Below are 22,039 nucleotides of genomic sequence, written 5' to 3'. Positions count from 1 at the left end.
CGGGCAGGGGGCAAAGGTGAGCGGGTCATCCCGAATAGTGGCCGTTCTGGGCCCTACGAACACAGGTAAAACCCATTACGCAATCGAACGGATGCTGGGATACCGCACAGGTATCATCGGTCTGCCGCTGCGTCTGCTTGCGCGCGAGGTCTACGATAAGATCGTCGCCATCCGCGGGCCGTCGATTGTTGCGCTTGTCACCGGTGAAGAGCGGATCGTGCCCCCCCGGACCCAGTATTGGGTCTGCACTGTCGAGGCGATGCCCGAAGGTGTGGGTGCGGATTTCGTGGCGATTGATGAAATCCAGCTGTGTGCCGACCCCGAGCGCGGCCATGTCTTTACAGATCGCCTGCTTCGGTCGCGCGGAACAAACGAGACACTTTTTCTTGGCTCTGACACCATGCGTGGCCCGATTGCCGCGCTGGTGCCCGAGGCGCAGTTTGTCCGGCGCGAACGGATGTCGCAGCTGGTCTATTCCGGTTCGAAGAAACTCAGCCGGATGCCGCCCCGCAGCGCTATTGTCGGATTTTCGGTCGAAAATGTGTATGCCATCGCGGAGCTTCTGCGCCGCCTGAAAGGTGGCGCGGCGGTGGTCATGGGTGCCCTCAGCCCGCGGACGCGGAATGCTCAGGTGGAGCTTTATCAAAATGGTGAGGTTGATTACCTGGTCGCCACAGATGCTATCGGCATGGGCCTGAACCTGGATGTTAACCACGTTGCCTTTTCATCCCTGACCAAATTCGACGGGCGGCGGATGCGTCCGCTGGCCCCAAATGAGCTGGCCCAGATCGCCGGTCGGGCCGGGCGCGGGATGTCGGACGGCACCTTTGGCGTGACCGGAGAGGCACCGCCGCTGGACGAAGGTGTCGCGCAGGCGATCATGGACAGCCGGTTCACGCCGATGAAAAAGCTGAACTGGCGGAATGCCGCTCTCCGGTTTGGTTCGATTGACGCACTGATCAACTCGCTTGAAGTCAGTCCAAATGACGAACACCTGATCAAAGCCCGCCCTGCTGATGACCTGAATGTGTTGAAATCGCTGTCACAACAGGCCGAGATTGTCGCCCGCGCAAGTGACGGTCCATCCATTCGATTGCTGTGGGATGTGTGCAGAATCCCTGATTTTCGCGGCATCAGCCATGCAGAGCACGCAAGCCTGTTGGAAGTGATCTATGGCCACCTGCACGAACGCGGCAGTATTCCCGATGATTTCATGGCCCGGCAGATACGGCGGATTGACCAAACCCATGGGGATATCGATGCGTTATCCAAAAGGTTGGCATATATTCGCACCTGGACATATGTTGCGCAACGAAACGGTTGGGTGCGTGACGAATCACATTGGCGTGACGAAACGCGCACTGTAGAAGACAGACTGTCTGACGCACTTCATGAGCGTCTGACTCAAAGATTTGTGGACCGGCGTACATCGGTTTTGTTGCGGCGGCTCAAACAGAAGGAGGCCCTTTTGGCCGAAGTAAATGACAAGGGTGAAGTGACCGTCGAAGGCGAATTCGTCGGTCGTCTGGAAGGGTTCCGGTTTAGTCCGGACAAAAGCGCGCAAGGAACCGAGGCGAAAGCGCTCAAATCGGCATCCCTGCAAGCACTCGCGCCGCAATTCCATCTGCGTGCCGATCGCTTCTACAATGCGCCCGATACCGAAATTGATTTCACCGATCAGGGCGGCCTGATGTGGGGCGAATATGCCGTTGGCAAACTGGTTGCCGGGTCCGAACCTCTCAAGCCCGTGGTCGAGGTTTTTGTGGACGAGGCCGCCGGTCCGGATGTCGAACAGAAGGTGCGGCGCCGGTTGCAGCATTTCATCGACCGCAAGATCGCTGCGCTGTTCGAGCCGCTGCTGAATCTGTCGCGCGACGAGGAGCTCAACGGGCTGGCGAAAGGGTTTGCCTTCCGCATGCTCGAGGCGCTGGGCGTACTGCCGCGCGCCGGCGTCGCGCAAGAGGTCAAGGATCTGGATCAGGACGCGCGTGGCGCCTTGCGCAAGCATGGCATCCGCTTTGGCCAGTTCACCATCTTCATGCCGCTCTTGCTGAAGCCCGCACCGACGCGTCTGCGTCTGGTGCTGTGGGCGCTGTATGGCGGTTTGCAGGAATTCCCCGAAGCACCGCCTCCTGGGTTGGTGACTGTGCCGGTCGCCAAGGATGCACCGCAGGGTTACGACACCATGTGCGGCTACCGCGATGCGGGCGACCGATCGATCCGTATCGACATGCTGGAACGTCTGGCGGACATGCTTCGTGCGGAAGACAGCCGTGGCGGGTTCGAAGCCAAGCCGGATATGCTGTCGATCACTGGTATGACGCTTGAACAGTTTGCTGACCTGATGCAAGGGCTGGGTTACAAAGCCGAACGCGGCGAGCGTGGCAAGGTCAAACCGGCACCGGTTGAGCAGCCTGTGACAGAGGCGGCAGAACAAGCCATTATCGACGAGACGCCAGCACCTGACGCGGCATCAGAAGAGGTCGCCGCGCCCGCCGAGGAGGCGACAGCCGGGGCCACCGAAAGCACCGAGACGGCAGCCGAGGCTGTCGCAGAAGGTCAGGTTGCGGAACCTGCGTCGGATGAACCCGAGGTCGAAGTGTTTTACACCTTCACCTGGGGCCGTCAGCGTCAGCCGAACCGTGGTCCGCGCCGCGAGCCGGGGCAGGGCAAGGGGAAACCAAGGGGCAAACCGCAGGAGGGCCGTGGCAAACCGCACGGCAAGAAGGGCGGAAAGCCGCAAGGGGCCAAGACCTTCTCGTCACGGCCACCGAAAAAAGAAAAGGCCATTGATCCCGACAACCCGTTCGCCGCAGCGCTTATGGGTCTGAAGGACGGTAATTGACGCAAGATGGCCGAGGCCAAACTGCGGATCGATAAATGGTTGTGGCAGGCGCGGTTCTTCAAGACCCGCAGCCTTGCCGCCAAACAGGTCAGTGGCGGCCATGTCCGGCTGAATGGAAACCGGGTGCTGAAACCGGCGCAGGCCGTGGCCCCCGGTGACGTTCTGACCTTCTCGCAGGGTCGCATCGTCCGCGTCATACGTGTGGAAAAACTGGGGGAACGCCGCGGTCCGGCGCCCGAAGCGCAAACGCTGTACTTTGATATGACCGAAAAGCAGGAAGCGCCTCTTGTAAATCCGGGTTTCGAGGGAAAAGGTCGGCCAACCAAGAAAGATCGACGCGCTATTGATCTTTCTCGCCCGGAAGATCACTGATCCTGTCTTGAAGAGCGGGCCAGACTGAATTAGCTAGTCGCTCAAACCGCAAACAGGAATCCGACCATGACCTATGTAGTCACCGAAAACTGTATCGCCTGCAAATACACCGACTGTGTCGAAGTGTGTCCGGTGGACTGTTTCTACGAAGGTGAAAACACGCTGGTCATTCATCCTGACGAATGCATTGACTGCGGAGTGTGCGAGCCCGAGTGCCCCGCCGATGCAATCCGCCCCGATACCGAGCCGGGTATGGAGGAGTGGGTCGAGTTCAATCGCAAGTATTCCGAACAATGGCCGGTGATCGTCACCAAGAAAGACCCGCTGCCCGACGCAGAGGAGCGTGACGGTGAAGAGGGTAAGATGGAGAAGTATTTCTCGGAAGCGCCCGGAGAAGGCGGCTGAGTGATTCGTTCCACACGGCCTGTTTTTAAATAAAGATCACGGCACAACCTGTTGAACGCAGGTTGAATATGAAAAATTCCCGTAAGGTAAACTTTCGGGCGTCGTAATTTTGTGATATACTAAATCCACATGATGACCGAGATTGGGATGCGCTCCGTAAGTATGCTCACTTTGGAGTATTGAATTTGTGACAATATCGCCGCCTGACGGGGCTGAGACAGTCCCCGCATGTGGTGTTTTTGTTGTCCGTGTCCCGTCCGCAAGCAAGGAAAAACTGAATGACAAAGTCGAAAAAGCCCGAGTTCCGCCCGAACGACTATGTTGTCTACCCCGCCCATGGCGTGGGCCAGATTATCTCGATCGAGGAACAGGATGTCGCGGGATTCTCGCTTGAGCTGTTCGTCATCTCATTTGAGAAAGACAAGATGACGTTGCGCGTGCCGACCAACAAGGCGACCGAATCCGGTCTGCGGTCGCTCAGCTCGCCCGATGTGATCAGCCAGGCGATGAAAACGCTGAAGGGCAAAGCCAAGGTTAAACGCGCCATGTGGTCCCGTCGCGCGCAGGAATATGAACAGAAGATCAACTCGGGCGATCTGATCTCGATCGCCGAAGTTGTCCGTGACCTACACCGCACCGATGATCAGCGCGAGCAGAGCTATTCCGAGCGTCAGCTGTACGAAGCCGCCTTGGAACGTCTGACCCGTGAGGTCGCAGCTGTTTCAGGCGCTGGCGAGGTGTCAGCTGCCAAGCAGGTTGACGAAGTTCTGACCTCACGCGCTGCCTGATCGAAGGTACTTTGACAAAACGGGCCGCTCCGAATTTGGGGCGGCCTTTTTCGTGGCTTGGTGATTTGTTCATATGGCGCTAATTTCACTGTGTATGCAGCGGATTACCGGACAGACATGAAGCAGACTGTGAAATACCTGTATATCGGACACGACCCTGTTTCGGTTTGGTTTAGGTATGCGCTGATCCTGTTCGATGTTGCGACAATCATTTTCTTTGTCGCGACGGCCCACATCCCGCATGGGCCAGGTTTGACCGTTGCAAGCCAACTGGTCGGCGTGCTGATTTTTCTGGATTTCTCTGCGCGGCTCTGGATTTCAAAAGACCGCTGGAAGCTGTTGCGCCAGATTTACACGGTGGCGGATATCGTAGTCGTCCTCTCTCTGGTGCTTGATCCGTTTTTGACAGGCAACCTGGCTTTCCTGCGGATATTACGCGCCCTGCGTCTGATCCATTCATATCACCTGCTCTGGGATTTGCGGCGCGACAGCCGTTTCTTCCGCACGCACGAGGACGCTGTTATCGCAGCGATCAACCTGCTGGTCTTTGTCTTTGCCACCTCGACGGCCGTTTTGGTGTTTTTTATACCAGAAGACGCGCAAACGCCCTACGTAGATGCGCTGTATTTTACCATGGCGACGCTCACGACGACCGGGTTTGGCGACATCACTTTGGTCACACCGGGTGGCAAGCTGTTTTCTGTCTTCATTATGGTCGTTGGCGTGGCACTGTTCGTCCGGCTGGCGCAAGCAATTTTCGCGCCACAGAAGGTCCGTCACAAATGCCCCAGCTGCGGGCTGTACCGGCACGACCCAGACGCCGTGCATTGCAAACATTGCGGCGATACGTTGCGAATTGAAACAGGGGGGTCGCCTTAGGTCTGGGCGCTGAGTGTAAGCAGAAACGTGATTTCCGCCAATTGCTGCGACGCTCCCAGAATATCTCCGGTTTGACCGCCGATCTTGGTTTTTGCGACGAGCCCCAAAACGGCAACGACCAAAGTCGCGAAGACTATCGCGTTAAGCGCCAGACTTCCGCACAAGCTGAAAGCGACCAAAATCGCGATGCCCACAGCGATACAGGCTGTTCCTGCGCCGGGGGTACCAACCGAATGGCTCAGGCCCGACGTTCTGGCGTTTGGAAGAAGTACCATCAGTGCTGGCATCAATGCGCGGGAAAATACACAAGCCGCAACCACCATCCAGATCGGACCAGTGACAAGTATGGTAGAAATCGCGGATACTCGTAAAAGCTGCGACATCACCAAAGCGAGCACGCCGTAAGTTCCAATCTGGCTGTCCTTCATGATCTCCAGCCGCCGTTCAGCGGTGAAACCGCCCCAAAGCCCGTCGAACGTATCGGCCAGACCATCTTCGTGCATTGCCCCGGTCATCAGGATCAGCGCTGAAACCAGTAATGAAGCCGCCACAAACGGGGGCAGTTGAAGCCCCATCGCCAGCCAACCGGTCAGGCATGCCAACCCGCCAACGACCAGCCCAACCAGTGGAAACGCCCATACCGATTGTGCCTGCCGGGCAAAAACGGCTTTGGGCAAACGGGGCAGGGGCAGGCGGGTCAACAGCACCAGGGCCAGCGGAACATCCCACAGGGAAAACGGTTTGGTGTCGTTTTTATGCACGCCCGTGCCTTTCGGGGTCTTGTTGGTTTCGATCCTTCGGTTAAACACGCAGGACCACTCTGATGCAATGAGGCTTTCATGCTGCCTGAACTGAATGATTTGAACACGTTCCGTGCTGTCCTGGCGGGAGCTCCGGGCCCAGATGCCGCTGCGGTGCAGGGCGCGGCCGAGCGAAATGGACAATTGACCAAACCCCCCGGCGCGCTTGGTCGGCTTGAGGATCTTGCAGTCTGGTATGCAGGATGGCGGGGGGACGCCCGTCCACAGATCAGTGCGCCTCAGGTTATCGTGTTTGCCGGAAATCACGGTGTTACCGCGCAGGGTGTTTCGGCCTTTCCACCGGAAGTGACCGTGCAGATGGTGATGAATTTCGAACATGGCGGGGCGGCGATAAATCAGTTGGCCAGGGCCGCAGGCGCGAAGATGGATGTACACGCGCTGGATCTGGACAAGCCGACCGCGGATTTCACCCAAGCCCCAGCCATGACAGAGGATGAATTGCTAGCCGCGTTGCGCACTGGCTGGCAGGCCGTTGATCCGCAATCTGATCTTTTGGTGGTCGGCGAAATGGGTATTGGCAACACCACCCCGGCTGCGGCTATTGCCTGTGCTCTGTTTGGTGGCGACGCGTCCGATTGGACAGGTCGCGGAACTGGTGTGGATGACGCAGGTCTGGTCAACAAAACCCGTGTCGTGGCCGAGGGTGTCGCCAAACACGCGTCAGATGATGGTCTGGACATCCTGCGCTGTCTGGGTGGACGCGAGATAGTCGCAATGGCGGGTGCAATTGCTGCTGCGCGGGTGTTGCGCATCCCGGTGATCCTGGACGGGTTCATTTGTTCGGCCGCCGCCGCCTGTTTGTGGAAGCTGTCCGATGGCGCGCTGGATCATGCTGTGGCAGGTCACCAAAGCGCCGAAGCGGCCCATGGCGCCGTGCTGGCGAAATTGGGTAAAGAGCCGTTGCTGAGCCTTGGCCTGCGGTTGGGCGAAGGGTCCGGCGGGGCATTGGCGATCAACATTCTGAAAAGTGCCGTTGCCTGTCATTCCGGCATGGCAACCTTTGCCGAAGCTGGGGTATCTGACAGCTAAACCCGTACCTGGCCCGGGCAAAGGCTTGGGTCAGGCCGATTTTTTCGCGTGCTCTTCGGCCAGTTCCAGCAGCGCGGTTTCCAGATCCTTTTCCAGCGCCTGCGAACGCTCAATGTATTTTTTGTTTTCGGCGGTTGGCAGTCCGGGAACCCAAAGCTCGGCCAGATCACGCAATGACTTCCGGTCGTGGTGGTAAAACGTCTGCTCGGCCTGGGCTGCTTCGTACTCACTCAGCCCGATATTCTCCAGAACATAGCGACCTGCACGCAGCGAGCTGTCGAACATTTCCCGCACGATGTCATTGGCACCCGCCTGATACAACTCGTACACATGGGTCCGGTCGCGGGCGCGGGCGATGATGTGCAGGTCAGGGCGCTGCCGTCTGGCATAGCTGACCAGTCGCGTGACTTGCTTGTGATCATCCATAACGGCGACAAGAACGGATGCTTTGTCCAATCCCGCCGCGCGCAACAGTTCCGGCCGAGTGGGATCACCCAGAAAGCCTTTGACACCAAATCGGCGCATCAGCTGAATGGTTTCAATATTGTGGTCCAAAACGACTGTCTTGAAACCGCTGGCCCGTACCAGCCGGTTGACGATCTGACCAAAGCGACCAATGCCGGCGATGATGACCGGGCCCTTTTCGTCGATCACGTCCGGTTCGGGGGTGGTCGCTGAATCGCCAATCTTCTTTGACAAGGCGTCGTAGACAATGAAAAGAAGAGGTGTGATCAACATCGTCAGAGCAACGATCATCAGCAGCTTTTGCGACAGGTTGGGCGGAATAACATTCTGTTTCGTCGAAAATGCCAGCAGGACAAATCCGAACTCACCAGCCTGCGCTAACCCAAGGGTGAACAACCAGTGATCACGCCCCCGCAGTTTGAAAGCCTTGCCCACTAGATAAAGGATGATCCCCTTGGCAAGTATCACAAGCAGCGCCAGTCCAATCAGGTCCAGCGGGTCGTTGAAGAAATAACCAAAGTCTATTCCGGCCCCGACCGTGATGAAAAACAGCCCCAGAAACAACCCTTTGAACGGTTCAAGGTCACTTTCCATTTCATGTCTAAATTCAGAACTGGCCAAAACAACACCTGCCAGGAACGCGCCCAAGGCAGGTGACAGGCCGACCAGTGTCATCAGAAACGAAATCCCCACGACGATCATCAGTGCTAGTGCGGTGTACATCTCGCGCAGACGGGTTGCGTGGATGAAGCGAAACAACGGTCTTGTCAGGTAGACACCGGCCAGAATGACAAACACCACCGCGCCGATTGTGACCAGGGTAACGGCCCAGCCCGGCAACCCCTCGACCAGTGACAGGCTGTGATCGCCCGCGCCATGTGAACCTCCGGCCCCCCTGTCTATCGATCCATCGGCTTGGAAGCGCGGCATGGCGGGCAGGGCCAGCAGTGGCAACAAAGCCAGAATTGGGATCACCGCAATGTCCTGCGTCAACAGAACCGAAAATGTCGCACGGCCGCCATTTGTCTGCATCAGGCCTTTTTCTGACAAGGTTTGAAGAACGATCGCGGTCGATGAAAGCGAAAGGGTCAACCCCACCGCCAGGGCGACCGACCATGGATGGTTGGCGTACATGGCCACGGCAGCAATCGCGATTGTTGACAGCAACACCTGCAATCCGCCCAGACCCAATAGCTTGTCGCGCATGTCCCATAGGGCGCGTGGCTCCAGTTCCAGGCCAATGAGAAACAGCATCATCACCACGCCAAATTCGGCCACATGCTGAAGATTTTCGGTTTCCGCTCCGACAAGTCCCAGTACGGGTCCGATAATGATCCCGGCGGCAAGATAGCCCAGCACAGATCCCAACCCCAGTCTGGCAGACAGAGGAACGGCAATGACAGCCGCTGCCAGATAGATCGAAGCCTGGTATAGAAAGTCGTCCATGTGTATCCTCGGAACCTTTTCAGGTGGGAAGGGGGGCGTCGCGTTTAAGTTGATCCATTACGATCTGGCTCTGTACTCGTGCAACGGCAGGATGCGGCAGGATCACCTGATGTAGCAAGCTGTTGAGCGCGGACAGGTCGTCACAGTAGATGTGCAGCAGATAGTCGGCCTCGCCTGTCATCGTCCAAGCGCTGGTAATCTCGGGGCGGGTGTCGACCATGCGTGCAAAGCTTGCGGATTGCTCGGGGCCATGGGTGCCCAGATGCACCTGAACAAACCCCTGCACCTGCAGGCCCAGTTTCAGCGGGTCCAGCCGGGCAGCGTATCCGGTGATGTACCCTTCGACTTCAAGCCGCTGTCGGCGGCGTCCCGCTTGACTGGACGACAAGTTCAGCATTTCACCCAGTTGATGCGCCGTCAGATGTGCATCTTTTTGCAGCGCGGAAAGCAGTCGCTTGTCGGTTGCATCCAGCATGTGCGGAAAAATCCTGATTTTATTAATTTATATGCGCGTTTTGCGCGTCATCTTGCAGTTTATACGAAAACAATGCGCAGAAACAGCGCCAGAAAAGTCGTATTTTTGAATCAGCAAAGAAATTCCTGTTTTCGTAGGAGACGCGCCATGGGTCCTTTCCCGCACAATGCCCCGAAATCCGTGATCAGCGAAGAAAACCCTGCCGGTACAGATGGGTTTGAATTCGTCGAATTCGCCCATCCAGAACCGCAGGAGCTGCGTGATCTGTTCGCAAAGATGGGGTTTGATCTGGTGGCCCGCCACAAGGAAAAACCTGCTGTCGAGCTTTGGCAACAAGGGGATGTCACATACATCCTGAATGCTGACCCGGACAGTTTCGCGGCTAAGTTCGTGGCCGAACATGGGCCCTGCGCGCCATCGATGGGCTGGCGGGTGGTGGACGCGCAAAAAGCGTATGAGCATGCCCTGTCAAAAGGTGCGGAACCTTACGACCACGATGACAGAACAATGAATGTGCCTGCGATCAAGGGTATTGGCGGGTCGCTGATTTATTTCATTGATCAGTACTACGACACATCGCCCTATAATCAGGAATTCAATTGGATCAAGGAATCAAAACCTCGGGGCGAGGGGTTCTTCTATCTCGATCACCTGACGCACAACGTCTACAAGGGCAACATGGACAAGTGGTTCAAGTTCTATGGCGACCTGTTCAACTTCCGTGAAATCCGTTTCTTTGACATTCAGGGGAAGTTTACCGGCCTTTACAGCCGAGCGCTGACGTCTCCCTGCGGCCGTATCCGTATTCCGATCAACGAGGACCGCGGCGAGACCGGGCAGATCGTGTCTTACCTGAAGAAATACAAAGGCGAAGGCATTCAGCATATCGCTGTTGGCAGCGACGACATCTACGCTTCGACCGATGCTATTGCTGAAAACGGGCTGAAGTTCATGCCGGGTCCAAACGAAGCTTATTACGAGAAGTCCAGGACCCGCGTGGTCGGCCATGAAGAGCCGCTGGACCGGATGATGAAACACGGCATCCTGATCGACGGCGAAGGCGTCGTTGACGGAGGCGAGACGCGCATTTTGTTGCAGATATTCTCGAAAACGGTGATTGGCCCGATCTTCTTCGAGTTCATTCAACGCAAGGGTGACGATGGTTTCGGTGAAGGGAACTTCCAGGCGCTGTTTGAATCCATCGAGCGCGAACAGATCGAAAGCGGCGAGATTTCGGCTGCTTGATCAAAGTAAACCAACATGTCGGAGGCGGTTCTGCTGCCTGCGACGCACCTGTTTACAGTTAATGGGTCAAGGCCTTGAGTGCCGATATCAGCCACGCGGCATCGCCAGCGTCACGTTTTGACCCTTCTTCTGATAACGCAGCTCGCTGTCGCTGATGGCAATGACCTTGCCGCCGTCAATACTGTCCCCAACTTTCAGTTTCTTGTAACGTCCACTGGGAAGCCGGACCAAGGCGCGCCGGTTGGCGGGTGTGCCGTAAACACCGATCAGATTCAGGCGACGCAAATTGATCGCGTTATCGAGCGTGGCCTGCCGGGCAACAGACGCAGTTGTGGGAATCTTGGGGGCGACCGATTTCGCCTGAAACGATCCGGATTCGTCAGAGCTCTGGTCCAGCGCGGCCGTTGATCCAAGATTGGAGTTACCAGAAGCGGGTGCCTTTGCAGTGTCCAGACCCGCCGGGCGCACCCTGGGGCGCGGGACACGGACAACGGCCAACGCGGTTGGCGTCTCGTCGATTTCTGTGCGCGCTTGCAGACTGTCCGGGCGTGCTTTTGGGCGCTTGGCCGAAAGCTCTGCCAGCGACCGCCCCCCCAACTGCCCGCGTTCGAAACTCTCGACCAGATCTGAAGGGCGAGGTTTGGGGCGAAGACCAGCCAGCCTTTCGTCGACCTCGTCAAGTACGGGTTCATCTTCGAAACGCACTGGCGTTGCTGGCGGGACCTTTGACGGTCGGCCTTGATAAACGACAATCCCATCCGGGTTCAGCGTTCCTTCCGGTGTAGGTGCCACAAGCCCGCGATCATCCAGATTGAACCGCGCTCCTGCTATGCCATGTTGCACGTCCCGAACAAAGGGTTCGTCGGTATCGAAACTGGAAGCCGGAGGCAGGGCAACCGCATCGCTGGACAGGTCGGATTTGTCGATCGATGTCAGATACAAATCGTCCGGTTCCGGGGCTTCTGGCACGTCCAAAGCGGCCGGAGGCGTTACATTCACACCGGAGGCAGCGCTGATATCCTCATCTGCCTCGGGGTCCTGAGCGATGGGGTCTACCGGGGTAGGGGCCACCTTGAGCGCCTCAAGGATTGCCGCGTCGGTAGGGGTGAGCTCTGGTTGTTCTACGGCTTCGGCCTCGGCAGGTTCTGGCGTGGGGGGCACATCCCTGTCCAGAGCAGGCTCAGGCGGCAAGTTTTCCGAAGGCGTAATAGCCGCAACTTCGGGCACTATCGGTGGCAGGGCGTCGATATCCGGCTCGGAAACACCTATCTCGGTTGGAGTTGGGCTCAGTGCGACCTGATCTGTTTCTCCACCGCTGTCCAAGGCCAGCCAAACGCCGAAAGCGCCGCCAAGAAGAACCGCCGCGGCAAATGCCGGGATCGCAATACGCGGTGCCTGCGCTTTTGTATTCGCAAACTTATTGTCAGGTGTTTCCGGGGTCAGAAACACGTTTGGTGCGGCTGTGCCTGCAATGGGATGCGCTGGTTTCCCGGCGGATTTTGCCGGTTCGGGCTGGTCTGTGTTTTTTGCCGACAGCGGTGGCTCTGCTGGTCGGGTTTCCGATGCGCCCGAACGCTCTGCGAACAATGCCTCTCGGGGGAATGCGTCTGCTACTTCTTCGGCGCAAAACAAAACCGGCACGAAACCATGGTCCGAGGCAAAGGCCCGAGCCTCGCGCAGCGTTTCTTGCGCAACAGCTGCAACATAGGTGGTGCCGCCTTCAGTTTGATAGTCGTAGCTGAGTTCGGACAAAGCGTAAGGCGTTGCGTCGGCAAGTGCGCTCTCTATACGTTCGACCGTGTCTTGGGGGGGTAAGCCATCGGTTGCAACCTGAAGGTATCGAACCTGTTCGGAAGGCAAAACAAGCTTGCAGCTCAGGTCGTTTTCCAACGCAAAAGCGTTTTCCCGCAAAACCTGCATTTGACCAGACAGGTCCGGCGAATCCAAGGGAATCGAGCCGATAACGAACCATTCGTCATCCGAGTGATTATGCAATGATATTCCGGTCGCAGAAAAAGACAGCGCAAAGGCAGGTTTCATAATCCGCAGGAACCATAATTATCAACGTCAATGCAAACACCTTGGCGTTCGCAGACCGACATTAAAGCAGGAACTTGCCGAGGGAAAGAAAAAGGCAAACTCTCCTCTTGTATGGCAATGCATCGCCGACCCATCTTTAACCCAAGCAAATCGGAGTGATAACATTGAAGACATTCGCTTTTCTGGCCGCGATGATGGCCGCAACGACCGCTGGACTTGCCCATGCGGAAGAACGTCGCATCACAGTTGACGCAACTGGAACCATAGTGGTTGCCCCCGATATGGCGACGATCACATTGGGTGTGACAAATGAAAACGCCGAGGCTTCGGCGGCGATGCAGGCCACCTCGGACTCAGTTGCGAAGATGCTTGCGCGCCTGACCGGGATGGGGATTGAAGACCGCGATATCCAGACCCGCGATCTGTCGCTTTCCCCTGTTTGGTCCGGGCGGCACGGGCAGAATGGAGAAACACCGGAAATCTCGGGATTCGCTGCCTCGAACCGCGTGTTTGTGCGTGTGCGTGATCTGTCCAAACTAGGAAGTATCATGGATGCGGTCATTCAGGATGGCGCCAACGATTTCGGGGGCTTGAGCTTTGGGGTGCAGGATACCAAACCAATCGAGGCCCAAGCGCGCGCGCAAGCTGTGGGCGAAGCTATGGCCAAGGCCGAGCAGCTGGCACAGGCGGCGGGTGTAACCCTTGGCGCGGTGCAAACGATTTCGGAACAAACGGGGGGCGTGCGCCCGATGCCCGAGATGCGCATGATGAGCATGGCTGACGCAGGGGGTGTACCTGTGGCAGGTGGTGAGGTTTCGGTGTCTGTCAGCGTCTCGATGGTGTTCGAGATTTCCAAATGAATTCAACCCTTCGCGCGGGCCAACAGCGGTTTTCGTTGTTGGCCCGAAGCGTCGAAATTATCGGGTGACAACCAGGCCTCGAAAGCATCACGGATGCGTGGCCATTCGGTATCTATGATTGAATACCAGGCCGTGTCGCGGTTGCGCCCTTTGTAGTGGGTTGCTTGGCGAAACACGCCTTCGAAGGTGAACCCAAGCCGCTCTGCCGCACTGCGCGACGGACCATTCAGCGCGTCGCATTTCCACTCGTATCGCCGGTAACCCAGTTCATCGAACACGCGCCGCATCATCAGATACATGGCTTCGGTTGATTGCGGCTTGCGCTGAAGCAGGGGTGAAAAGTGGATATGCCCGACCTCAATCGCTCCGGCGGCGGGAGCTATCCTGAGGTAAGAAGCCATGCCCAACGGTACCTCATCACCGTCCAGAACGGTATGGAACATCGGGTCCGCGTCCACGCAGTTGGCGCGCGCCCAGTCTTCGAACTCAGGTTCGCTGTCAAACGGGCCGTAGGGCAGGTAGGTCCAGTTGTGGCCATCCGTGTCCTTGGCAAACGCCCGGAACAGTCCGGGCGCGTGCCTGTTCACATCAAGGGGCACGACAGAACAATACCGGCCCACCATCGGCGTATAGGGTGGTGTCGGGCGTGGAAAGTTACCCGAAACCGGTAAACCGATGGGCTGGCCAAGGTTGTTTGTATCGTGCTGGGTCATGGTCAGGCGGTTGCTTTGGCCAGAGCCTGATCAAGGTCGGCAATCAGATCGTTCACGTCCTCGATCCCGATGGATACGCGCACCACGCCCGGACCTGCGCCCGCGGCTTCCTGCTGTTCCGGGGTCAACTGACGATGTGTGGTCGAAGCCGAATGAATGATCAGCGAACGCGCGTCGCCCAGATTGGCTACGTGGCTGAAAATCTCCAGCGCATTGACCAGTTTGATACAGGCGTCATAGCCACCTTTCACGGCGAATGTGAACAGGGCGCCGGCACCGCGTGGATACTGAGCTTTGACCCGATCCTGATAGGGCGATGACAGCAATCCAGCATAGGTGACGTAGTCCACCCGGTCATCCGCTTCCAGCCAGGCCGCGATTTTTTGCGCGTTTTCAACATGACGCTCCATCCGCAGCGACAGGGTTTCGATCCCCATCAGCGTGTAGTGGGCCGCCTGCGGGTTCATGGTCATGCCCAGATCGCGCAGACCGATGGCGATGCCGTGGAAGGTAAAGGCCAAAGGTCCGAACGTTTCGTGGAACTTCAGTCCATGATAGGCCGGTTCGGGTTGGCTGAGCGAGGGGAACTTGTCATTTGCCGACCAGTCGAACTTGCCCGAATCCACGATGCAACCGCCAGTGACCGTACCGTTGCCGGTCAGGTACTTGGTGGTCGAATGCACGACCAGGGTCGCTCCGTGTTCGATCGGGCGGCACAGATATGGTGTTGCCGAGGTGTTGTCGACAATCAGCGGAATGCCCGCCGCATCGGCCACATCTGCCAGTGCACGGATGTCCGTCACATAGCCGCCGGGATTAGCGATGGACTCGCAGAAAATCGCACGGGTATTTTCATCGATTGCGCCCTTCACCGCGTCCAGATCATCGGTGTCGACAAACTTGGCAGACCACCCAAAGCGTTTGATTGTCTGGCTGAACTGGGTGACCGTGCCGCCGTACAGACGGGTTGAGGCGACCACGTTGCAACCCGGACCCATCAGCGGGAACAGCGCCATGATCTGCGCCGCGTGCCCGGACGAACAGCAAACGGCGCCAACACCGCCCTCAAGTGTAGCCACGCGCTCCTGAAGAACAGCCACAGTTGGGTTGGTCAGGCGCGAATAGATAAAGCCCACCTCTTGCAGGTTGAACAGGGCCGCTGCGTGGTCTGCATCGCGAAACACATAGGCCGTGGTCTGATAAATGGGTGTCTGGCGCGCTCCGGTCGCCGGGTCGGGGCGGGCGCCCGCGTGAATTTGCAACGTGTCGAAACCGTAGGTGGGACCGTCAGACATCTTGAAAATCTCCTGTTGGAATTTGTCTTGCGAAATCTGTAGGCCATTGCCCGCTTGCGCACAACGATCCTGTCAGCGCAGCCAGAGGCCCCTGCTTTTGATCGTGTTGCGGATGGCCTGTTCACGTCGTGGCAGATGATCGCGGTCAAACAGGGCGCGGACTTTTGCGCCTTTACCCTGCAGAACCATCTTTTTCAGCGGCTCATATTGCTTGAGAACCTTCTTGACCTTGTTTGGAGCGACGATGGTTTCCAAAACGTCTATCACATGATCGCTTTCACGGGCGTACAGCAAGGGAAACAGGCGATAGTGGCAACTGACGGATCCATCCAGCAAACCAGAGGGCAAAACATCACGACCACCGCCGAACGAGTGAATGACAAGGGGCAGGGCGGCCTGATCCAGCCAGGGGTCAAGGCTTTGGCCTGTCAACTCCGGAATGTTTTCGTCGCGGATTGTTCTGGCGTAGTCCAGAAAACGCTCACCAAATTTCCGGGGACATTTGTAGAAGAAATAGCCTGCATTGAAATACAGGTACCGCCGCCAGTGGTCATGGGGTTGATCGGTGTCCAGCGAGCTTTCGAAATCCAACCCGAACCGGGCGTAAAGTGCGCGCCAGATACCGTCAAAACCGGGACCATACAGCGTTGGTTTGGGCCATGTCCCTTCAACTTTCAGTGACGCGCTGGGGCGGTCGAAGTCAAATGGGACGGATGTGATCTCGCCAGTGATCAGCGTGTCGGTGTCAAAGAACACAAAGGGCTCATCTTCCGGCAGGGCCATCAGCGCTTCGATCTTGTTGCCGTAGGGATAGCTTTCACCGAATACATGCGAGTCGAAGGGCAGAATTTCAGCATCCAGTTGTTTCAGGGCTTTCAGAACATCTTCGTCCTGAATGCGGGGATCCTGTTTCCAGCGTGGCCCCGGATTGGGTGTGACGACAAACAGTTTGCCCCCGAATTTCGGTGAAGAATGGCGCAGTGAAGCCGCAAACAACAGGGCCTCGTATTGCAGACGGTTGTTTTGACCGACGACCGCGACGTTGAATTTCTGTGACGTTGCCTGCATCTATGCCCGTTTCCCGACAGGTGTTTGACCATGCACCTTGAAGTTCGGATTACAGCAAGCGGCCCAAGGCGTCAAAAGCGGATAATTTGAAATTTCATCACGCGATCCCATTTCTTTCAGGGGTCGCTTCAGAAAGGGATACACATGCGGATCAATGCGGATTTCACCAAACGGGTCGCAGTACACTTTGACGAAAGTGAATGGGTCGCTTCTCCCGCAGCAGGGGTCGAGCGCAAAATGCTGGACCGGATTGGTGATGAGGTGGCCCGTGCAACAACCATTGTCCGCTTTGCGCCCGGCAGCACCTTTTCCGCCCATACCCATGACGGCGGCGAGGAATATCTGGTGCTGGACGGTGTATTTCAGGACGAGACCGGAGATTTTCCCGTCGGCAGCTATGTTCGCAACCCTCCAACTTCCTCGCACACTCCGTCCGCTGCCGAGGGCGCGACCATTCTGGTCAAGTTGCACCAGTTTGACCCGCAGGACCGGACCGAGGTTCGCCGCTCGATAAATGGCTATTCTGACGTACAGCTGTTCAAAGATGATCATGAGGACGTTTTTGTGCGGACATGGGCTGCTGGGGGCGTGGTCGAACTGGACGCGCGCGACGGCATGGAAGTGTTTGTCATAAGGGGCAGTTTCTCTGAATCGGGGGAAGAATTTTCGAAATGGGACTGGTTGCGCCTGCCTCCCGGAACGCACTCGCGGGCTGTTGCAGGGCCTGATGGGGCCCGAGTCTGGATCAAGTCCTGCCACCTTGGTGAAATGGTCTGAATGCTTTTCGGCCCTGAAATCAGCTAAAATGCCAATAAATCCGGGTTTAACGGCCCGGATTTTCGATTTTTTGACCATTTGGCAAATTTTACCAATTGATAAAAAATTTATTTGTGGCAAGCTGAGGTCATAACAAACATATCTACAGGGAGTAGAGTGATGGCACAGGGCCAGATGGCACCCGGCATCGTCGCGGGGCGGCTTTCAAGCGATGAGCTGACCTCGAATTTCACCGATCTGCATCCGCCATTGGCCCCGCATGAGGCCGCAGTTGCAGCAGACCGTTGTTATTTCTGCTATGACGCACCTTGCGTGACAGCGTGTCCGACAGACATCGATATTCCGCTATTCATCCGGCAGATTCAGGCCGGACAGCCCCTGGCTGCCGGGCGAACGATCTTTCAGCAAAACATTCTGGGCGGAATGTGCGCCCGTGTCTGTCCGACGGAAACACTGTGCGAGGAGGCCTGTGTTCGTGAGGCGGCCGAGGGCAAACCGGTCGAGATCGGACGGCTACAGCGCTTTGCGACAGATGATCTTATGTCCTCGGGCGCGCATCCGTTTGAACGTGCGGCATCGACCGGGAAAACGGTTGCTGTCGTGGGGGCAGGGCCTGCCGGTCTGGCCTGCGCCCATCGTCTTGCCATGCTGGGCCATAACGTGGTGATCCACGAAGGCAAGCCCAAACCGGGCGGTCTGAACGAATATGGGATTGCCGCCTATAAATCGACCAACAATTTTGCGCAGGCCGAGGTCGACTGGCTGCTGAAAATCGGTGGTATCACGATTGAAACCGGGTCGGTTCTGGGTGAAGGCATCTCACTGGATGGTCTGGTCGAAAACTACGACGCGGTGTTCCTGTCCATCGGGCTTGCCGGGATCAATGCCTTGCGCGCGGATGGTGTTGACAAGGACGGCGTGCGGGATGCCGTCGATTTCATCGCGGACGTGCGGCAAGCTGATGATCTTGCAAAGCTTCCTGTCGGTCGGAACGTCGTCGTTATTGGCGGAGGCATGACTGCCGTGGACGCGGCGGTAAAGTCCAAGTTGTTAGGTGCCGAAAACGTCACCATTGCCTATCGCCGGGGCCGCGACGCCATGGGTGCCAGCCGGTACGAGCAGGATCTGGCAGCCTCGCACGGGGTTCAGATTTTGACCAACGTGCAGCCGGTGGCAGTACACGGCAATGGAGCCGCTACCGAGATTGAGCTGGAATATACCTCGAGCCAGAACGGTCAGCTTACCGGAACCGGAGAGACGGTCCGGCTGCGGGCAGATCAGGTTCTCAAAGCCATCGGTCAGACGCTGGAAGGTGCGCCGGAAGGGCTGAAGCTGGACGGCAACAAGATCGCTGTCAGCGGTGCGGGACGCACTTCCGTGGCTGGTGTCTGGGCAGGTGGAGATTGCGCGGCGGGCGGCGAAGACCTCACCGTTACGGCTGTTGCTGAAGGCCGGGATGCTGCGATGGACATCCACGCGACGCTGGTTTCGTGATAGGATGGGGTATTCGCCCCATTCCTTTCGCTGCTGAGGTATTCCCATGTCCCAGATCGAACAAGCCGTAGCGCAACACTACACCACCGGAGCACTGGCCGACCGCGTTCGCGCGGCGCTTGAGGCCAGCGGTATCGATCCGGATGCGGCCACGGTCGCAGACCTGAAAGCGGGGGACGAGTTCCACACGGGCGGCGTTCTGGCGACCAACAACCTGTTTGCGCAGTTGTCGCCGACCCATGCGACCCGTGTTCTGGATGTCGGATGCGGTATCGGCGGAACCTCTCGCTATGTCGTGGATCGCTATGATTCGACAGTAACAGGCGTCGATCTGACACCGGAATTCGTTGAAACCGCCAGGGCTCTCAGCGATATGGTCGGGCATTCCTCGAAAACCAGCTTTCATGTGGGCAGCGCTTTGGAGATGCCGGTGCCGGATGCTGGGTTCGACCTGGCCGTCATGATGCATGTCGGCATGAACATAAAGGACAAGGCCGGACTGTTCGCCGAAGTGTCGCGGGCGCTTGCCAAGGGCGGTACTTTTGCCCTGTTCGATGTGATGGCCGGAGACGTGGACGAGCCGCTGGCTTTCCCTCTGCCGTGGTCCACTGTTGCCGAGACCTCGTTCGTGGATGCGCCGGATGTTTATAAGTCTGCGGCAAGCGCCGCGGGTTTTGAACTGGTGACAGAAACGGATCGCACCGAATTCGCGATACAGTTCTTTGAGGACGTCTTTGCAAAGATTGCCGAATCCGGCCCGGCACCACTGGGCATTCATCTGATGATGGGCGAGACGGCGCCCAAAAAGTTCCAGAACTACGTCAAAAACCTCAAGGCCGGGCGCATACGCCCGACCGAAATGATATTCAAAAAATCCGGCTGAGCCGGGAAGGGAGAAGCCATGGCCGATCTGACGACTAACTTTCTGGGCATTTCCAGCCCCAACCCTTACTGGCTGGCCTCTGCGCCGCCGACGGACAAAGAATACAATGTTCGTCGCGCGTTTGAGGCCGGATGGGGCGGTGTTGTGTGGAAGACGCTGGGGTCCGAGGGACCGCCGGTCGTAAATGTGAACGGCCCGCGGTATGGCGCGATTTACGGTGCCGACCGCCGTTTGCTGGGACTGAACAATATCGAACTGATCACCGACCGCCCGCTTGAGGTGAACCTCGAGGAAATGGCGCGGGTCAAGTCCGACTATCCGGATCGCGCCCTGATCGCTTCGATCATGGTGCCCTGCGAGGAAGAGGCCTGGAAAGCCATACTGCCGCGCGTGGCCGAAACCGGCGCGGACGGAATCGAATTGAACTTCGGTTGCCCGCACGGGATGAGTGAGCGCGGTATGGGGTCCGCCGTGGGGCAGGTGCCGGAATATATCGAGATGGTCACGCGTTGGTGCAAGCAATACTATGACCGTCCGGTCATCGTGAAACTGACACCGAATATCACCGACATCCGGAAACCCGCGGCGGCGGCCAGAAATGGTGGCGCGGACGCGGTGTCGCTGATCAACACGATCAATTCGATCACCAGCGTCAATCTTGACACGTTCAGCCCCGAACCCTCGATTGATGGCAAGGGCAGCCACGGAGGGTATTGTGGCCCTGCCGTGAAACCGATCGCCCTGTCGATGGTGTCCGAAATCGCACGGGCCGAGGCGACGCATGGCATGCCGATCTCGGGCATCGGGGGTGTCACCACATGGCGTGATGCGGCCGAGTTTATTTCGCTGGGATGTGGCACGGTGCAGGTCTGTACCGCTGCGATGACCTATGGGTTCAAGATCATCGATGAATTGACAGCAGGTCTGTCGGAATGGATGGATGAAAAGGGGTATACCAGCATTGATGAGGTGATCGGACGCGCGGTGCCCAATGTCACCGATTGGCAATACCTGAACCTGAACTACATCGCCAAAGCCAAGATCGATCAGGACCAGTGCATCAAATGCGGCCGGTGCTATGCCGCCTGTGAAGATACCAGCCATCAAGCGATTTCAATGTCGGATGACCGTGTGTTCGAGGTAAAGGATGACGAATGCGTCGCCTGTAACCTCTGCGTTGATGTCTGCCCGGTCGAAGGCTGCATTTCGATGGTGCCGATGGCGGCGGGTGAAATCGATCCGCGCACCGGGAAAGAGGTTCAGCCGACCTACGCGAACTGGACCACGCACCCGAACAATCCGATGGCCAAAGCAGCGGAATGATCGAGACAGGGAATATCCCTGAGGGGCCGCTGACGCGGCCCCTGAGTTCATGGTGTCAGGAGCTTTCGGTACAGCGTATCGACAAAGGGTTCTGCACCCTCAAACGGGTTTTCGTCGCCCAGAATAGCCCGCACCTGAACGTCGAAATCGGCATAATGCTGCGTCAGCGCCCAGATCGAAAACATCAGATGATAAGGGTGCAGCCGCGTGATTTTGCCCTGATCCATCCAGTTAGTGAGAATGGTGACCTTTTCGTCAACCAGTTGTTTGAGATCATTGGACAAAGCATCGTGAATGCGGGGCGCACCTTGCACAAGCTCATTGGCAAAAAGGCGGCTTTCCCGTGGTAGCTCCTGACTCATTTGCAGTTTCCGGCGAATATAGGACAGCATTTCCTCCATCGGATCACCGGTCTCATCCAGATCGTGCAAGGGCGCCAGCCAGGTTTCCAGCAAGCCCGAAAGCAATTCGGTGTGGATCGCCTCTTTCGACGCGAAATAGTAGAGGAGATTGGGTTTGCTCAACCCCGCCTCGGCGGCAATCTGATCGACGGTCGCCCCACGAAACCCGTGTGCGGAAAACACATTCAGGGCAGCCTCGAGAATCGCGGCTCGGTTCTTCTTCTGGATACGAGTCGGTGCGCGGTCTTTCGGCATGATTTCAGTGTGTCTCTTTTTTCGTCGGATAGGCACGGATTACACTGAAATTTCAGGCTTTGCCGCGCAATTTCTTGACTGATACCGAACCCGTGATAGCGTGAGTTTGACCAGTTGGTCAAATCAAGACACCAATAGCGAGCAAAATCGCAAGCAAACA

General features: G+C 57.4%; 20 protein-coding genes. 12 read left to right on the top strand and 8 right to left on the bottom strand.

Features of this window, described 5'->3' with window-relative positions; translation table 11 throughout:
* Positions 1-16 precede the first annotated feature (16 nt).
* From AC2FLZ_RS00270 to AC2FLZ_RS00250, 5 genes are all read left to right on the top strand, one after another.
* Entirely contained in the window at positions 17-2,845 is a 2,829-nt protein-coding gene (locus AC2FLZ_RS00270) for a helicase-related protein (RefSeq protein WP_496881579.1), read from the top strand.
* A 6-nt stretch (positions 2,846-2,851) separates the two neighbouring features.
* Entirely contained in the window at positions 2,852-3,217 is a 366-nt protein-coding gene (locus AC2FLZ_RS00265; RefSeq protein ID WP_209504209.1) for an RNA-binding S4 domain-containing protein, read from the top strand.
* A 66-nt stretch (positions 3,218-3,283) separates the two neighbouring features.
* On the top strand, positions 3,284-3,622 hold the full coding sequence (fdxA, locus tag AC2FLZ_RS00260) for a ferredoxin FdxA (protein ID WP_170616129.1): 339 nt from the start codon (positions 3,284-3,286) through the stop codon (positions 3,620-3,622).
* 278 nt (positions 3,623-3,900) lie between these two features.
* On the top strand, positions 3,901-4,410 hold the full coding sequence (locus AC2FLZ_RS00255) for a CarD family transcriptional regulator (protein WP_496881578.1): 510 nt from the start codon (positions 3,901-3,903) through the stop codon (positions 4,408-4,410).
* A 117-nt stretch (positions 4,411-4,527) separates the two neighbouring features.
* Positions 4,528-5,289, top strand: coding sequence for a potassium channel family protein (locus AC2FLZ_RS00250; RefSeq protein ID WP_480476612.1), 762 nt, complete (start codon positions 4,528-4,530; stop codon positions 5,287-5,289).
* On the opposite strand, the gene cobS is transcribed toward AC2FLZ_RS00250, so the two are convergent.
* Positions 5,286-6,050 carry an adenosylcobinamide-GDP ribazoletransferase gene (gene cobS, locus AC2FLZ_RS00245; protein ID WP_496881577.1) on the bottom strand — a complete coding sequence of 255 codons (765 nt, stop codon included), beginning with the start codon at positions 6,048-6,050 and terminating at the stop codon, positions 5,286-5,288. The genes AC2FLZ_RS00250 and cobS overlap by 4 nt on opposite strands.
* 78 nt (positions 6,051-6,128) lie before the next feature.
* Here cobS and cobT point away from each other — a divergent pair, with 78 nt between their 5' ends.
* Positions 6,129-7,139 carry a nicotinate-nucleotide--dimethylbenzimidazole phosphoribosyltransferase gene (cobT, locus tag AC2FLZ_RS00240; protein WP_480516674.1) on the top strand — a complete coding sequence of 337 codons (1,011 nt, stop codon included), beginning with the start codon at positions 6,129-6,131 and terminating at the stop codon, positions 7,137-7,139.
* 30 nt (positions 7,140-7,169) lie between these two features.
* On the opposite strand, the gene AC2FLZ_RS00235 is transcribed toward cobT, so the two are convergent.
* Both AC2FLZ_RS00235 and AC2FLZ_RS00230 read right to left on the bottom strand, forming a co-directional pair.
* Positions 7,170-9,050 carry a monovalent cation:proton antiporter-2 (CPA2) family protein gene (locus tag AC2FLZ_RS00235; RefSeq protein ID WP_480493394.1) on the bottom strand — a complete coding sequence of 627 codons (1,881 nt, stop codon included), beginning with the start codon at positions 9,048-9,050 and terminating at the stop codon, positions 7,170-7,172.
* Positions 9,051-9,069: 19 nt separating this feature from the next.
* A complete protein-coding gene (locus AC2FLZ_RS00230; RefSeq protein WP_480553259.1) occupies positions 9,070-9,525 on the bottom strand; it encodes an Lrp/AsnC family transcriptional regulator in 456 nt (151 codons plus the stop codon).
* A 147-nt stretch (positions 9,526-9,672) separates the two neighbouring features.
* Between AC2FLZ_RS00230 and hppD the strand changes: the two genes are divergently transcribed.
* Entirely contained in the window at positions 9,673-10,770 is a 1,098-nt protein-coding gene (hppD, locus tag AC2FLZ_RS00225; RefSeq protein WP_480476620.1) for a 4-hydroxyphenylpyruvate dioxygenase, read from the top strand.
* An 87-nt stretch (positions 10,771-10,857) separates the two neighbouring features.
* On the opposite strand, the gene AC2FLZ_RS00220 is transcribed toward hppD, so the two are convergent.
* On the bottom strand, positions 10,858-12,810 hold the full coding sequence (locus AC2FLZ_RS00220; RefSeq protein WP_496881576.1) for a hypothetical protein: 1,953 nt from the start codon (positions 12,808-12,810) through the stop codon (positions 10,858-10,860).
* Positions 12,811-12,965: 155 nt separating this feature from the next.
* On the opposite strand from AC2FLZ_RS00220, the gene AC2FLZ_RS00215 reads away from it, so the two are divergent.
* Positions 12,966-13,670 carry an SIMPL domain-containing protein gene (locus tag AC2FLZ_RS00215; protein ID WP_480516678.1) on the top strand — a complete coding sequence of 235 codons (705 nt, stop codon included), beginning with the start codon at positions 12,966-12,968 and terminating at the stop codon, positions 13,668-13,670.
* 2 nt (positions 13,671-13,672) lie between these two features.
* On the opposite strand, the gene AC2FLZ_RS00210 is transcribed toward AC2FLZ_RS00215, so the two are convergent.
* The 3 genes from AC2FLZ_RS00210 to AC2FLZ_RS00200 all read right to left on the bottom strand — a co-directional run bounded on the left by AC2FLZ_RS00210 (position 13,673) and on the right by AC2FLZ_RS00200 (position 16,746).
* Positions 13,673-14,383, bottom strand: coding sequence for a GNAT family N-acetyltransferase (locus tag AC2FLZ_RS00210; RefSeq protein WP_480516680.1), 711 nt, complete (start codon positions 14,381-14,383; stop codon positions 13,673-13,675).
* 2 nt (positions 14,384-14,385) lie between these two features.
* The gene (locus AC2FLZ_RS00205; protein ID WP_480553261.1) at positions 14,386-15,678 is read right to left on the bottom strand and encodes an O-acetylhomoserine aminocarboxypropyltransferase/cysteine synthase family protein; all 1,293 of its coding nucleotides are present in this window, start codon (positions 15,676-15,678) and stop codon (positions 14,386-14,388) included.
* Between the two features lie 72 nt (positions 15,679-15,750).
* Positions 15,751-16,746 carry a GT-B fold glycosyltransferase domain-containing protein gene (locus tag AC2FLZ_RS00200; protein ID WP_480553262.1) on the bottom strand — a complete coding sequence of 332 codons (996 nt, stop codon included), beginning with the start codon at positions 16,744-16,746 and terminating at the stop codon, positions 15,751-15,753.
* Between the two features lie 144 nt (positions 16,747-16,890).
* Between AC2FLZ_RS00200 and AC2FLZ_RS00195 the strand changes: the two genes are divergently transcribed.
* The 4 genes from AC2FLZ_RS00195 (at position 16,891) to preA (ending at position 21,223) form a co-directional block, all read left to right on the top strand.
* Entirely contained in the window at positions 16,891-17,523 is a 633-nt protein-coding gene (locus AC2FLZ_RS00195) for a cupin domain-containing protein (RefSeq protein ID WP_480553264.1), read from the top strand.
* 159 nt (positions 17,524-17,682) lie between these two features.
* On the top strand, positions 17,683-19,017 hold the full coding sequence (locus AC2FLZ_RS00190) for an NAD(P)-dependent oxidoreductase (RefSeq protein WP_496881575.1): 1,335 nt from the start codon (positions 17,683-17,685) through the stop codon (positions 19,015-19,017).
* 46 nt (positions 19,018-19,063) lie between these two features.
* A complete protein-coding gene (locus AC2FLZ_RS00185; RefSeq protein WP_480553266.1) occupies positions 19,064-19,900 on the top strand; it encodes a class I SAM-dependent methyltransferase in 837 nt (278 codons plus the stop codon).
* Between the two features lie 18 nt (positions 19,901-19,918).
* Positions 19,919-21,223, top strand: a complete 1,305-nt coding sequence (preA, locus tag AC2FLZ_RS00180; RefSeq protein ID WP_480622441.1) for an NAD-dependent dihydropyrimidine dehydrogenase subunit PreA — start codon at positions 19,919-19,921, stop codon at positions 21,221-21,223.
* Positions 21,224-21,270: 47 nt separating this feature from the next.
* On the opposite strand, the gene AC2FLZ_RS00175 is transcribed toward preA, so the two are convergent.
* Complete coding sequence (locus AC2FLZ_RS00175; protein WP_480516692.1) at positions 21,271-21,879, bottom strand: TetR family transcriptional regulator C-terminal domain-containing protein; 609 nt, start codon at positions 21,877-21,879, stop codon at positions 21,271-21,273.
* Positions 21,880-22,039 lie beyond the last annotated feature (160 nt).

This window comes from Ruegeria sp. YKSF131 (assembly GCF_059612645.1).
This window is presented reverse-complemented; position numbering and strand designations above follow the sequence as displayed.

Coding starts and splice junctions, on each gene's coding strand:
- AC2FLZ_RS00265 (WP_209504209.1), top strand. CDS start 2,852: ATGGCCGAGGCCAAACTGCGGATCGATAAATGGTTGTGGCAGGCGCGG.
- fdxA (WP_170616129.1), top strand. CDS start 3,284: ATGACCTATGTAGTCACCGAAAACTGTATCGCCTGCAAATACACCGAC.
- AC2FLZ_RS00255 (WP_496881578.1), top strand. CDS start 3,901: ATGACAAAGTCGAAAAAGCCCGAGTTCCGCCCGAACGACTATGTTGTC.
- AC2FLZ_RS00250 (WP_480476612.1), top strand. CDS start 4,528: ATGAAGCAGACTGTGAAATACCTGTATATCGGACACGACCCTGTTTCG.
- cobT (WP_480516674.1), top strand. CDS start 6,129: ATGCTGCCTGAACTGAATGATTTGAACACGTTCCGTGCTGTCCTGGCG.
- AC2FLZ_RS00235 (WP_480493394.1), bottom strand. CDS start 9,050: ATGGACGACTTTCTATACCAGGCTTCGATCTATCTGGCAGCGGCTGTC.
- AC2FLZ_RS00230 (WP_480553259.1), bottom strand. CDS start 9,525: ATGCTGGATGCAACCGACAAGCGACTGCTTTCCGCGCTGCAAAAAGAT.
- hppD (WP_480476620.1), top strand. CDS start 9,673: ATGGGTCCTTTCCCGCACAATGCCCCGAAATCCGTGATCAGCGAAGAA.
- AC2FLZ_RS00220 (WP_496881576.1), bottom strand. CDS start 12,810: ATGAAACCTGCCTTTGCGCTGTCTTTTTCTGCGACCGGAATATCATTG.
- AC2FLZ_RS00210 (WP_480516680.1), bottom strand. CDS start 14,383: ATGACCCAGCACGATACAAACAACCTTGGCCAGCCCATCGGTTTACCG.
- AC2FLZ_RS00205 (WP_480553261.1), bottom strand. CDS start 15,678: ATGTCTGACGGTCCCACCTACGGTTTCGACACGTTGCAAATTCACGCG.
- AC2FLZ_RS00200 (WP_480553262.1), bottom strand. CDS start 16,746: ATGCAGGCAACGTCACAGAAATTCAACGTCGCGGTCGTCGGTCAAAAC.
- AC2FLZ_RS00195 (WP_480553264.1), top strand. CDS start 16,891: ATGCGGATCAATGCGGATTTCACCAAACGGGTCGCAGTACACTTTGAC.
- AC2FLZ_RS00190 (WP_496881575.1), top strand. CDS start 17,683: ATGGCACAGGGCCAGATGGCACCCGGCATCGTCGCGGGGCGGCTTTCA.
- AC2FLZ_RS00185 (WP_480553266.1), top strand. CDS start 19,064: ATGTCCCAGATCGAACAAGCCGTAGCGCAACACTACACCACCGGAGCA.
- preA (WP_480622441.1), top strand. CDS start 19,919: ATGGCCGATCTGACGACTAACTTTCTGGGCATTTCCAGCCCCAACCCT.
- AC2FLZ_RS00175 (WP_480516692.1), bottom strand. CDS start 21,879: ATGCCGAAAGACCGCGCACCGACTCGTATCCAGAAGAAGAACCGAGCC.